This window comes from Pseudomonas marginalis (assembly GCF_001645105.1).
Lineage (GTDB): Bacteria > Pseudomonadota > Gammaproteobacteria > Pseudomonadales > Pseudomonadaceae > Aquipseudomonas > Aquipseudomonas petroselini.
Genome location: NZ_LKEG01000033.1, coordinates 16,336 through 29,007 on the forward strand (window position 1 = coordinate 16,336; position 12,672 = coordinate 29,007).

The window sequence follows — 12,672 nt, forward strand, 5'->3', positions numbered from 1 at the left end:
ATGGGTTATACGCTGGTTTTTTGAATTGGCTCTTCCACCGGCACATGCATGCGATCCCGATTCGCCAGGGTCGGGAACAGCTTGATCCACACCCCAGTCACCACCAGCGTACCGATCCCGCCCATGACCACGGCGGGCACGGTGCCGAACCAGTGGGCGGTAATCCCGGATTCGAACTCGCCCAATTGGTTGGACGCGCCGATGAACAGGCCGTTGACGGCACTGACTCGCCCGCGCATTTCATCCGGTGTCTCCAACTGCACAAACGATGCGCGGATCACCATGCTGATCATGTCCGCCGCCCCGAGCACCACCAGCACCGCCAGGGAAAACCAGAACGACGTGGAGAGGCCGAAGGCGATGGTCGCCACGCCGAACACGCCAACGGCAGTGAACATCACACGGCCTACATGGCGGTCCACCGAGAACCGCGCCAACCACAGCGACATCAACAACGCTCCCACGGCCGGCGCCGACCGCAGCAGGCCCAGGCCCCAGGCACCCGTCAGCAGGATGTCCTTGGCGAACACCGGCAGCAACGCGGTGGCGCCGCCCAGCAGCACGGCAAACAGGTCGAGGGAAATAGCGCCGAGGATGTCCGGGCGACTGCGGATAAAACGGATGCCGGCCAACAGCGAATCCAGCGTGGCCTTGCCTTTGTTGAGCGGCGTCTGGCGTGCGGGCAGGTTGAGGGTCAGCACGCAGGCAATGAGATACAGCACCACCGTGGGGCCATACACCCACACGCTGCCAAACGCGTAGAGCAAACCGCCGAGCGCCGGCGCGACGATGGTTGCCAACTGCTGTGCCGACTGCGATGACGCCACGGCCCGTGGGAACAACGCGCTGGGCACGATGCTTGGCAACATGGCCTGGGTGGTGGGCATTTCAAACGAGCGCGCGGCGCCGAGCAGGAAGGCGAGGATAAAGATCATCTCGCGGGTCACGTTGCCGGTCAGGCCGCCAATCGCCAGGCTCAGGGCTATCAGCGCCTGCACGGTCTGGCAGATGGCCGCGACCTTGCGCCGCTCATAGCGATCGGCCACGTGCCCGGTGTGCAACATGAACAGCACGCGCGGCACGAACTCCACCAGGCCAACCAACCCCAGGTCCAGCACATTGCCGGTCAGTTGGTAGAGGTTCCAGCCGATGGCCACGGTGAGCATCTGGAAACCGCTGGCGGTAAAGATGCGCGCCAGCCAGAACGCTATGAAAGGGCGGTGATGACGCAACAGCAACGCGGGTTCACTAGGCATCGGGGCTTCAGGTCAGGGCTGGAGGAGGGCCGAGATTATCATTAAGTTGTAACAGATAGTTGCAACAACTGAGCTGAGGCAGTCTGTCACGCGGCAAAAGACCACACAGTTCATTCCTGAAAATGGGACTACTCTTTTAGCAATGCTTGATCCAGATCAATGCCCGCACGGGCATCGACCTGGCGGCCTCAGGGCCAGATTCCCTACGCGATGGTTAAAAAAAGAAACGAATTGAAATTCGCCAGACTCCATATCCGTGGGGGCAGTGGGTGCAGGCTTCCGCCAGCAGCCGGTATTACCTGACAGAGGAAGACTTATGTTCGGTTTGGAGGCGCTAGATCTCGCCCGAATTCAATTTGCGTTCACCATCTCTTTCCACATCCTGTTCCCGGCGATCACCATCGGCCTGGCCAGTTACCTCGCGGTGCTGGAAGGCTTGTGGCTCAAGACCCGTAACGACACCTACCGTGACCTCTACCATTTCTGGTCGAAGATCTTCGCCGTCAACTTCGGCATGGGTGTGGTCTCCGGCCTGGTCATGGCTTACCAGTTCGGCACCAACTGGAGCCGCTTCTCGGACTTCGCCGGCGCCGTCACCGGGCCGCTGCTGACGTATGAAGTGCTCACGGCCTTCTTCCTTGAGGCCGGTTTCCTTGGCGTAATGCTGTTCGGCTGGAATAAGGTCGGGCGCAACCTGCACTTCTTCTCCACCGTGATGGTGGCCGTCGGGACGCTGATTTCCACGTTCTGGATCCTCTCGTCCAACAGCTGGATGCAGACGCCCCAGGGCTTCGAAATCATTGATGGCCGGGTGATTCCGACCGATTGGTTTGCCGTCGTCTTCAACCCGTCGTTCCCCTATCGCCTGGCGCACATGGCCACCGCAGCCTTTGTGGCCACCGCGTTCTTCGTCGGCTCCTCGGCGGCCTGGCACTTGTTGCGCGGCAAGGACAACCCGGCGATCCGTAAAATGCTCTCGATGGCGATGTGGATGGCCTTGATCGTCGCGCCTATCCAGGCGGTGATCGGCGACTTCCATGGTCTTAACACCTTGAAGCATCAGCCGGCGAAGATCGCGGCGATTGAAGGTCACTGGGAAAACATCGGCAACGAACCCACGCCGCTGATCCTGTTTGGCTGGCCCGACATGAAGGCCGAAAAAACCAAGTACGCGGTGGAAATCCCCTATCTGGGCAGCCTGATCCTGACCCACTCCCTGGACAAACAGGTGCCGGCGCTCAAGGAGTTCCCGCCTGAGGACCGCCCAAATTCGACCATCGTGTTCTGGTCGTTCCGGGTCATGGTCGGCCTGGGCTTCCTGATGATCTTCACCGGCCTGTTCAGCCTCTGGCTGCGCCGGGGCGACAAAATGTACACGTCCAAACCGTTCCTGTACCTGGCGTTGTGGATGGGCCCGTCCGGCCTGATCGCGATTCTCGCCGGCTGGTTCACCACCGAGATCGGCCGCCAGCCGTGGGTGGTCTACGGGCTGATGCGCACGGCGGACGCTTCTTCCGGGCATAGCCTGGCGCAGATGACGATCACCCTGGTGTTGTTCGTGGTGGTGTACTTCGCACTGTTCGGTGCGGGGCTGGGCTACATGATGCGCCTGGTGCGCAAAGGGCCCCAGACCCACGAAGGCAGCGAACCTACCCACGGTGGCCCTGGCCAGAAACGCACGCCGGCTCGTCCGTTGTCTGCAGCCGATGACGGTGCCGACGACGATCACGCGCACATCCAGCACAAGGGGAATTGAGATGGGTATTGATCTTCCGCTGATCTGGGCCGTGATCATCATCTTCGGCATCATGATGTACGTGGTCATGGACGGCTTCGACCTGGGTATCGGCATCCTCTTCCCGTTTATCCCGGGCAAGACCGACCGTGACGTGATGATGAACACCGTGGCGCCGGTCTGGGACGGTAACGAAACCTGGCTGGTACTCGGCGGCGCGGCGTTGTTCGGCGCGTTCCCGCTGGCCTATTCGGTGGTGTTGTCGGCGCTGTACCTGCCGTTGATCCTGATGCTGATCGGCTTGATCTTCCGTGGCGTAGCGTTCGAGTTCCGCTTCAAGGCCAAGGACCATAAACGTCACCTGTGGGACAAGGCGTTCATCGGCGGCTCGCTGGCCGCGACGTTCTTCCAGGGCGTGGCGTTGGGGGCGTTTATCGACGGCATCCCGGTGGTCAACCGTCAGTTCGCCGGCGGTTCGCTGGACTGGGCCACGCCGTTCACGATGTTCTGCGGCGTGGCGCTGATCGTTGCCTATGCGTTGCTCGGCTGCACCTGGCTGATCATGAAGACCGAAGGCCCGCTTCAGGAAAAGATGCACAACCTCGCGCGGCCGTTGGCCTTCGTGGTGCTGGCGGTCATAGGCATCGTGAGTATCTGGACGCCACTGACGCACCCGGAAATCGCCTCGCGCTGGTTTACGCTGCCGAACCTGTTCTGGTTCCTGCCGGTGCCGATCCTGGTGCTGGTGACCATGTACGGGCTGATCCGCGCCGTGGCGCGTAATGCGCACTACACACCGTTCCTGCTGACGCTGGTGCTGATTTTCCTGGGCTATAGCGGTTTGGGCATCAGCCTGTGGCCGAACATCATTCCGCCCTCAGTGTCGATCTGGGACGCTGCCGCGCCGCCGCAAAGCCAGGGCTTCATGCTGGTGGGCACGTTATTCATCATTCCGTTCATCCTGGGCTACACCTTCTGGAGCTACTACGTGTTCCGCGGCAAGGTCACCCACGAAGACGGTTATCACTAGGAGGGTCGTTCCATGTCCGGCAAACCTTCGTTGCACGAGATTGAACAGGCCGAGAAACAGCCGTTGTGGCGGCGCCTGGGGTGGCTGGCGATGATCTGGACCGGCAGCGTGCTGGCCCTGTTCGTCGTGGCCAGCCTGATGCGCATGTTCATGAATGCGGCCGGCCTGACGACCCACTGACATCCCGATCCGGGCCTTGCGGCCCGGCTTTTCAACCCTGCTTTTCGCAAGAGAAGCAGGGTTTTTTTATTTGCGCGCTTTGAGGATCACGAATTTTGGCGTGGTGGCGACTTGCTCGACACCCCGGAACAAGCGCGCGAGCTTGGTGTGGTAACCCAGATGACGGTTGCCGACTATATAGAGGGCGCCGCCTACCACCAGGGCGTCCCGTGCCTGTTGGAACATGCGCCAGGCAAGGAAGTCACCGACCACTTGTTGCTGATGGAAGGGCGGGTTGCACAGCACCACGTCCAGCGAGTCGGGCGCCTGCCCTGCCAGGCCATCGCCGGCGCGTATGACCGCCTCGCGCTGGCCGAGGGCGGCGTGCCAGTTTTCCTGCGCCGATTGCACGGCCATGTAGGATTCGTCCACCAAGGTGTAGTGCGCCTCGGGGTTCTGCAGCGCGCTGGCGATCGCCAGTATGCCGTTGCCGCAGCCCAGGTCTGCCACGCGGGCACTGCCCAGGTTCTTCGGCAGGTGTGGCAGGAACGCGCGGGTGCCGATGTCCAGGCTTTCGCGACAGAACACATTGGCGTGGTTCAGCAATTCAATGGCCGGTGCGTCCACGGTGTAGCGGGTGGGGTAGGGCGAGACGGCAACGGGGCGGTCTTCAACGGAGGCGATCAGCAAACGCGCCTTTTTTACCGCAAGCGACGCTTGCATCGGCCCGATGTAACGCTCCAGCAATTCGCCCGCCGCCCGTGGCAAGTGCTTGATCATCGCCCCGGCGATGACTTCGGCACCCGGTGCCAGTTGGCCTTGCAAGCGAATCAGTTGTTCTTCCAACAAGGCCAGGGTTTTCGGAACGCGGATCAGCACGCGATCGAAAGGCCCGGCCAGGGTCTGATTGGCGGGAATGAACGGCACGGCGTTAAACGTCTTGCCATTGCGCACCAGGTTTTTCTCCAGACCCTGGGCCGCGAGGAACGAGTCGCCGCTGGAGGTGACCTGCACCTTGCCTTCGAGACTGGCGGCCAGGGCGCCAAAGCTGTCATTGAGGACCAACACGCGGGTGCTGGCGTTCGGCGTTTGATCGGCCAAATGGCTCAGCAGGTATTCGTCGGCGGCGTCGAAGGCTTGCAGCGGATCGTTATGTTGCTCTGGCTGGCGGATCAGATCGAGCTGGGCGAAAGGGCTTTCGAGCAGGGGCATGGCGGGACAGGCTCTGGGTAAACGATGGGTGTTCGGCAGTCATGGGCCGAACCGTCTGAGCGAACGTCGAGCGGCACCTGGGGGGCTGCTCATCACTCAGAACCGGGCGTAAATGTTACGTTTTTTTCAGAGCGATTACATGCGGTGTTTCTGCACGGTTAGAACAGCCCCGCTTTGGAGGCACAGAGCACGGCGGCAATCTTGTTATTGACCCCCAGTTTCTTGAACGTACTGCTGATGTGAAACCCCACCGTACGCTCCGACAGGCAAAGGATGGTAGCGATATCCGACGCTGTCTTGCCCATGGCGGACCACTTGAGAATTTCAGTTTCCCGTGGCGTCAGCTTACTCGGTGGCAGGGCACTGGGTTTACCGGCGTATTTTTGCGCCACGACGGCATGCATGGCATGGCACAGCCACAAGACGTGGCCCGCCTTTTCATACAACTCTACCGGGCTTACATCGTCGGTGCCACGGCTCAGGGTCAGCATGCTGAACACACCCTGGAAATCATGCACAGCCTGGGTCCATGCCACGTTCACATTTAAGGTTTGGGCCAAGGACCATAGGCTGGGTGCATCTTTAAATAGGGTTCCCTCCCAGACGACGGGTAATACACATCGCTTGCAGTGTTTAACAACGGGATCTACATCGAAGTAGCGCGCTTGGTTATACACGGTCGTCCATTCTTTCGGATAGTTGGTGAATTCAATCGGATTGGTTTGGTTTTCGGACACCTGCGAGCTCATTTTGAAGGAACAATATTGGAAGCCGAGTTCATACGTTTGGTTGATAACCATCTCAAATACACTGGTGATCTCGTTCTCGCCTTCCAGTTTGGGGAGTCTAGTGTTTCGCCAGTTAAGCATCGGTAACTCTCCATGGGTTTCTCTGACTTGGGGTACGTCCTGGACCCCCAACGCTGTACGCAAGTGAGTGTAGGACAGGGCCTACATTGCGAAAGGAAATTTTTGTTCTTACGCGGCAGGGTTTAAGGTTTTTTCACTGGATGTTTAGTAAGCCTCAAAAAGGCGTCATTTAGTTTCTTACGGTTTTTTAGTGGGTTGGGCACGCTGTAACGCTCAACTAACAGTATGTTTGTGACGTTGTGATACACGCTAATAGCGAAATGTTTTGGGGTTGGTATTAAATTGCCACTGTTCTGTGGGTTTACGATGCCACTACCAACCATAGGTGTTTCCACAGGCGACTTTGAGGGACACTAGGGCACCTGTAGAACGGAGCCCCCCATGACGGCCAGTGCTGAGAAATTTACCCGCCAGACCTTGCTCGATGTGCAATCGCTGACCCCCAGCCTGTTTACGCTGCGCACCACCCGCGACCCAGGCTTTCGTTTTACCGCCGGCCAGTTCGTGCGCCTGGGGGTGACCAAGGCGGATGGCAGCACCGTATGGCGCGCCTATTCCTTGGTGTCTTCGCCGTTTGATGAGCACCTGGATTTCTTCTCGATCGTCGTCCCGGAGGGTGAGTTCACCAGTGAGCTGAGCCGCCTGAGAGTGGGCGATACCTTGATGGTGGAGCGCCAGGCCACGGGGTTCCTGACCTTGAATCGCTTCGTCGATGGTCGCGACTTATGGCTGTTGGGCACCGGTACTGGCGTGGCGCCGTTCCTGTCGATCCTGCAGGACTTCGAAGTCTGGGAGAAATTCGAGCGCATCATCCTCGTCTACAGCGCGCGGGAAGCCAGGGAGTTGGCTTATCAGTTGCTGATCAAGGCACTGGGCGAGCGCGAGTACCTGGCTGAGCATGCGCATAAGCTCACCTACATCCCTATCGTCACCCGTGAGCAACATCCGGGCGCGCTGAATGGGCGCATTACCACGTTGATCGAAAATGGCGAGCTTGAACGCGCGGCCGGTGTCGAACTGACCCCGGAACATTCCCGCGTGTTGATTTGCGGTAACCCGCAGATGGTCGATGACACGCGCCAGTTGCTCAAACAGCGCGACATGAATCTGAGCTTGAGCCGCCGCCCTGGCCAGGTGGCCGTGGAAAACTACTGGTAATAAAAAAGGCGCCTCAAGCAGGCTAATACCAGTCAGTTAAGGGTGAGCACCGTACCTGTGGCGAGGGAGCTTGCTCCCGCTGGGTCGCAAGCGGCCCCAGCTCTTTGTTTCAAAAGACTGGGACTGCTGCGCAGTCCAGCGGGAGCAAGCTCCCTCGCCACAGGTTACTGTTCGCTCTTGCTGCTTCTTAACTGACTGGCATTAGCCTCAGGCAGGCGCCTTTTTTCCAAGCCTGTACTTACGGAAGCGGCTTGTCATTCTGCGCCTTGAGCAGATCGCGGATCTCACCCAGCAATACTTCTTCCTTGGTCGGCGTTGGTGGCAAGCTAGGCGCTACCGCCTCTTCACGCTTCAGACGGTTGATCGCCTTGACCCCCATGAAGATCGCAAACGCGACGATCACAAAGTCGATCACGCTCTGGATGAACTTGCCGTATGCCAGCACCACCGCAGGCACATCGCCCTGCGCCGCCTTGAGCGTGACCGCCAGGTCGCCGAAGTCCACACCACCGATCAACAGACCTATGGGCGGCATCACCACGTCGCCTACAAACGAAGAAACAATTTTGCCGAAGGCTGCGCCGATGATGATACCGACGGCCATGTCGACCACATTACCTTTGACCGCGAAGGCCTTGAACTCACTGATCACGCCCATAGGTTATTCCTTGTTACAGATGAGAAGGGTGGCACTTAGTGTAAGTCAGTCGTAGCGGGCTTGCCTGACACAACCGCTAACACTGTTAGCTTTAATCGACACATTAAATCGCAAATAGTTTGCAAAGTGCCACCAATCGCGCGCGAAATACGCGTGGCATCAGTGGGTTACCAGATTATTTTATTAATCGGGTTGGTATGGCTTTTCTATTTATCTTCTGGCGCTCGGGTCACTAGCCTCTGGCAAGCACAACTGAATGTGCACTAAAAAAACCAGAGGAAACCTTGATGAAAACCCCAATGACCCGCGGGCCTGTTGCAGCGCGAACCGCGCTGGTACTGGTGACCGCCAGCCTGCTTTCCCTCTCAGTGCAAGCCGCTAACCTGACCCGCGATAATGGTGCCGCTGTCGGCGACAACCAGAACTCGCAGACCGCCGGCGCGAATGGCCCGGTGCTGCTGCAAGACGTGCAGCTTATTCAAAAGCTGCAACGCTTTGACCGCGAGCGCATCCCCGAGCGCGTGGTACACGCCCGTGGCACCGGCGCCCACGGCACCTTCACCGTCACTGACAGCCTCAGCGACCTGACCAAGGCCAAGGTATTCGCAGCCGGCGAAGCCACCCCGGTGTTTGTGCGTTTCTCCGCCGTGGTCCACGGCAACCACTCCCCGGAAACCCTGCGTGACCCACGCGGTTTCGCCACCAAGTTCTACACCGCCGACGGCAACTGGGACCTGGTCGGCAACAACTTCCCGACGTTCTTTATCCGTGATGCCATCAAGTTCCCGGACATGGTCCACGCCTTCAAGCCGGACCCGCGCACCAACCTGGATGACGATTCCCGTCGCTTCGATTTCTTCTCCCACGTACCCGAGTCCACCCGTACGCTCACCGAGCTGTACTCCGACTCCGGCACCCCGGCCAGCTACCGGGAGATGGACGGCAACGGCGTGCACGCCTACAAGCTGATCAACGCCAAGGGCGAGGTGCACTACGTCAAGTTCCACTGGAAGAGCCTGCAAGGCATCAAGAATCTTGATCCCAAGCAAGTCACCGAAGTGCAGGGGCGTGACTACAGCCACATGACCAACGACCTGGTCACCCATATCAACAAGGGCGACTTCCCCAAGTGGGACCTGTACGTGCAGGTGCTCAAGCCTGAAGACCTGGCCAAGTTCGACTTCGACCCGCTGGACGCCACCAAGATCTGGCCGAATGTGCCCGAGCGCAAAGTTGGACAGATGGTGTTGAACCGTAACCCGGCCAACGTCTTCCAGGAAACCGAGCAGGTGGCCATGGCCCCGGCCAACCTGGTGCCGGGCATCGAGCCGTCGGAAGACCGCCTGCTGCAAGGCCGCGTGTTCTCCTACGCCGACACCCAGATGTACCGCCTGGGCGCCAACGCCCTGCAACTGCCGATCAACGCGCCACGGGTGACCGTCAACAACGGTAACCAGGACGGTGCACTCAATACTGGCAAGACCACCAGCGGCGTGAACTACCAGCCAAGCCGTCTGGAACCTCGCGAAGAGCCACAGACCGCGCGTTACAGCCAGTCGGCGCTGTCGGGCAGCACCCAGCAAGCGAAGATCCAGCGCGAGCAGAACTTCAAGCAGGCCGGTGACCTGTATCGCTCTTACAGCCCCAAAGAGCGTCAGGACCTGATCGATAACTTCGGCGGCTCCCTGGCCACCACGGATGACGAAAGCAAGCACATCATCCTGTCGTTCCTCTATAAGGCCGACCCGGAATACGGCACTGGCGTGGCCAAGGTCGCCAAAGGTGACCTGTCGCGCGTGAAAGCGCTGGCTGAAAAACTGACTGACTGATCCGTTGGTTGCGGTCGACGCCCATGCCTGGGCGTCGACCCTTGCAGGAGAACCCCTCATGCGTATCTCTATCGGTTTGCTGATGGCCATGCTGGCTTTTGTCGCCCAGGCCGAGTCCCCTGACCCGGCGGCGCTCAAGGCCCAGCTGCAGGACTACTATTTCGACGCTGCCCGGCGGGGCGATATCGACATGCTCAATACCTTTATCGACTCCGGCTACAGCCTCAACACTCAGGACGATAAGGGCTACACCGCGCTGATCCTCGCCGCCTACCACGGGCAGGGCCCGTTCGTGGAACGCCTGCTCAGCGCCGGCGCCGACGCCTGCGTGCAGGATAAACGTGGTAACACCGCACTGATGGGGGCGATTTTCAAAGGCGAACTGAAGATTGCCCAGCGCCTGCTCGCCACCGACTGCAACCCCGACCAGCGCAACGGCGCCGGGCAGACCGCGGCCATGTACGCCGGGCTGTTCAAGCGTGTCGAGTTGCTGGACGAACTCAAAGCCAAGGGCGCGGACCTCAATGCTGAAGACCCGATCGGCAACAGTGCTTCACGATTGGCCAGCGGTGAAATCCGGACCCCGGCGCCGCGCTGAGCTATCATCGCGGTTTTTCAGTTGGAGGTTCTCAAATGGCAAAGGCCAAGCGCATGTACGGCTGCACGGAGTGCGGCGCGACCTTTCCCAAGTGGGCCGGCCAGTGCACCGAATGCGGCGCGTGGAACACCCTGACTGAAACCATGATCGAAAGCGGCGGCGCGGCGGCTCCCACCGGCCGTGCCGGCTGGACCGGCCAGCAGGCGCAGATCAAGACCCTGGCCGAAGTCAGCGTGGAAGAAATCCCGCGCTTCTCCACAGCCTCCGGTGAGCTCGACCGCGTGTTGGGCGGCGGCCTGGTGGACGGCTCGGTGGTGCTGATCGGCGGCGACCCTGGTATCGGCAAGTCGACCATCCTGTTGCAGACGCTGTGCAGCATCGCCAGCCGCATGCCGGCGCTGTATGTCACGGGCGAAGAATCCCAGCAACAAGTCGCTATGCGCGCCCGCCGCCTGGGCTTGCCCCAGGACCAACTGCGGGTGATGACCGAAACCTGCATCGAAAGCATCATCGCCACGGCCCGGATCGAAAAACCCAAGGTCATGGTGATCGACTCGATCCAGACGATTTTCACCGAGCAACTGCAATCGGCGCCGGGCGGTGTATCCCAGGTGCGTGAGAGCGCCGCGCTGTTGGTGCGGTATGCCAAGCAGAGCGGCACGGCGATCTTCCTGGTCGGCCATGTGACCAAAGAGGGCGCATTGGCCGGGCCACGGGTGCTGGAGCATATGGTCGACACCGTGCTGTATTTCGAAGGTGAATCCGATGGCCGCCTGCGTTTGCTGCGAGCGGTAAAGAACCGGTTCGGCGCGGTGAATGAGTTGGGCGTGTTCGCCATGACTGACCGCGGATTGAAAGAAGTCTCCAACCCGTCGGCGATTTTTCTGACCCGCGCCCAGGAAGAAGTCCCAGGCAGCGTGGTGATGGCGACGTGGGAAGGCACTCGCCCGATGCTGGTGGAAGTGCAGGCGTTGGTGGATGACAGCCATCTGGCCAACCCGCGCCGCGTGACGCTGGGCCTGGATCAGAACCGGTTGGCGATGCTGCTGGCGGTGCTGCACCGTCACGGTGGTATTCCGACCCACGACCAGGACGTGTTCCTTAACGTAGTGGGCGGGGTCAAGGTATTGGAAACCGCCTCCGACCTTGCGTTGATGGCGGCTGTGATGTCGAGCTTGCGCAATCGGCCGTTGCCTCATGACCTGCTGGTGTTTGGCGAAGTCGGGCTGTCGGGCGAAGTTCGCCCGGTGCCCAGCGGCCAGGAGCGCCTCAAGGAAGCAGCCAAGCACGGCTTCAAGCGCGCCATCGTGCCCAAGGGTAATGCGCCGAAGGAGTCGCCGCCGGGTATACAGATTATTGGGGTGACGCGCTTGGAGCAGGCGTTGGATGCACTTTTCGAGTAGATCAAGGATGGATGCAATGCAACGATCAAGTAGGTGGGGCGTAATCGCCTTGTTTATCGCCTTGGCCGGGTTGCCTGCGATGGCGTGGGCCGACACGGCCAAGCTGCCGGCCGGTTACCGCCTGGCCCAAAAACTAGTGACGCAAGACGGCAGCGTCTTGCAGGTACTCGAAGATCAACGCATCAGCGCACAGATGCACAAGGACAGTTGGGGCAGTGGCCTGGATGAGGATTCGTTCGACGAACCCGGTGACCTGGTAGAAAACCCGCTGCTCGGAGCCCAGGTGCGATTGCTGTCGGCGTCGGGGGATTTAGTCGCGCACGACGACCTCGGTTATCCTTTGGCCGAGGTCAAGAAAGCCCCGCTCAAAGGCCTACCGGACGCGGTGTATTTTCTGATCATTGATCAGACCGCGCCAATGGGGAGTTACAGTGGGCCGGCGACTCAACTGCTGCTGCCGGCCAAGCAAAAACTTGAGCCTATGAGTTACAAGGACGCTGACGGCAAGGTCAAAACGCTGACCTTGGCCCAGACCGGCAAGGCCGCGTGGCGGGTTGCATCGCCGGTCAAAGGTGGCGCGGATGAGCTGCTGCAAGTTTCTTCATTTATGGACGGTGATGGCGAGGATGATTTTGCCACCCGCTACCAAACTTATCGTTTTGTGGATGGGCAGTGGCAGGTCGCGGTGAGCCAGAAAGCGGGTTACTGGGACACGGAAAGCGACTTCCCCACGCGTACGGCATTTCCCTGAACTGTCGTTTTTCC

The 12,672-nt window shown here is 60.0% G+C and carries 12 protein-coding genes; 8 read left to right on the top strand and 4 right to left on the bottom strand.

All coding sequences use genetic code 11. The annotated features are described in order from the left end of the window. Positions 1 to 5: 5 nt before the first annotated feature. A complete protein-coding gene (locus tag AO064_RS08915) occupies positions 6 to 1,256 on the bottom strand; it encodes an MFS transporter (RefSeq protein WP_015885996.1) in 1,251 nt (416 codons plus the stop codon). A gap of 316 nt (positions 1,257 to 1,572) precedes the next feature. Between AO064_RS08915 and AO064_RS08920 the strand changes: the two genes are divergently transcribed. Genes AO064_RS08920 through AO064_RS29880 form a run of 3 tightly spaced genes read left to right on the top strand, consistent with a single transcriptional unit; the run spans position 1,573 to position 4,201 of the window. Continuing rightward, complete coding sequence (locus AO064_RS08920; RefSeq protein ID WP_015885995.1) at positions 1,573 to 3,012, top strand: cytochrome ubiquinol oxidase subunit I; 1,440 nt, start codon at positions 1,573 to 1,575, stop codon at positions 3,010 to 3,012. A gap of 1 nt (position 3,013) precedes the next feature. Next, the gene (gene cydB, locus AO064_RS08925; protein ID WP_015885994.1) at positions 3,014 to 4,021 is read left to right on the top strand and encodes a cytochrome d ubiquinol oxidase subunit II; all 1,008 of its coding nucleotides are present in this window, start codon (positions 3,014 to 3,016) and stop codon (positions 4,019 to 4,021) included. 12 nt (positions 4,022 to 4,033) lie between these two features. Beyond that, on the top strand, positions 4,034 to 4,201 hold the full coding sequence (locus tag AO064_RS29880) for a DUF2474 domain-containing protein (RefSeq protein WP_010206690.1): 168 nt from the start codon (positions 4,034 to 4,036) through the stop codon (positions 4,199 to 4,201). Positions 4,202 to 4,267: 66 nt separating this feature from the next. Here AO064_RS29880 and AO064_RS08930 read toward each other — a convergent pair whose 3' ends face one another. Both AO064_RS08930 and AO064_RS08935 read right to left on the bottom strand, forming a co-directional pair. Beyond that, entirely contained in the window at positions 4,268 to 5,392 is a 1,125-nt protein-coding gene (locus AO064_RS08930; protein WP_015885993.1) for a methyltransferase, read from the bottom strand. A 158-nt stretch (positions 5,393 to 5,550) separates the two neighbouring features. Continuing rightward, positions 5,551 to 6,261, bottom strand: coding sequence for a helix-turn-helix transcriptional regulator (locus AO064_RS08935; protein ID WP_015885992.1), 711 nt, complete (start codon positions 6,259 to 6,261; stop codon positions 5,551 to 5,553). Positions 6,262 to 6,642: 381 nt separating this feature from the next. On the opposite strand from AO064_RS08935, the gene AO064_RS08940 reads away from it, so the two are divergent. After that, positions 6,643 to 7,419, top strand: coding sequence for a ferredoxin--NADP reductase (locus tag AO064_RS08940; protein ID WP_064053081.1), 777 nt, complete (start codon positions 6,643 to 6,645; stop codon positions 7,417 to 7,419). Positions 7,420 to 7,657: 238 nt separating this feature from the next. Here the strand turns inward: AO064_RS08940 and mscL are convergent, their stop codons facing one another. Continuing rightward, positions 7,658 to 8,077 (bottom strand): large-conductance mechanosensitive channel protein MscL, encoded by a 420-nt coding sequence (gene mscL, locus AO064_RS08945; protein ID WP_064053082.1) that lies wholly within the window; start codon positions 8,075 to 8,077, stop codon positions 7,658 to 7,660. A 287-nt stretch (positions 8,078 to 8,364) separates the two neighbouring features. Here mscL and katB point away from each other — a divergent pair, with 287 nt between their 5' ends. Genes katB through AO064_RS08965 form a run of 4 tightly spaced genes read left to right on the top strand, consistent with a single transcriptional unit; the run spans position 8,365 to position 12,658 of the window. Further along, the gene (gene katB / locus AO064_RS08950; RefSeq protein WP_064053083.1) at positions 8,365 to 9,906 is read left to right on the top strand and encodes a catalase KatB; all 1,542 of its coding nucleotides are present in this window, start codon (positions 8,365 to 8,367) and stop codon (positions 9,904 to 9,906) included. Positions 9,907 to 9,964: 58 nt separating this feature from the next. Further along, a complete protein-coding gene (locus AO064_RS08955; RefSeq protein ID WP_064053084.1) occupies positions 9,965 to 10,504 on the top strand; it encodes an ankyrin repeat domain-containing protein in 540 nt (179 codons plus the stop codon). 35 nt (positions 10,505 to 10,539) lie between these two features. Further along, complete coding sequence (gene radA, locus AO064_RS08960; protein ID WP_003235145.1) at positions 10,540 to 11,907, top strand: DNA repair protein RadA; 1,368 nt, start codon at positions 10,540 to 10,542, stop codon at positions 11,905 to 11,907. A gap of 16 nt (positions 11,908 to 11,923) precedes the next feature. Further along, positions 11,924 to 12,658, top strand: coding sequence for a hypothetical protein (locus AO064_RS08965; protein ID WP_064053085.1), 735 nt, complete (start codon positions 11,924 to 11,926; stop codon positions 12,656 to 12,658). Positions 12,659 to 12,672 lie beyond the last annotated feature (14 nt).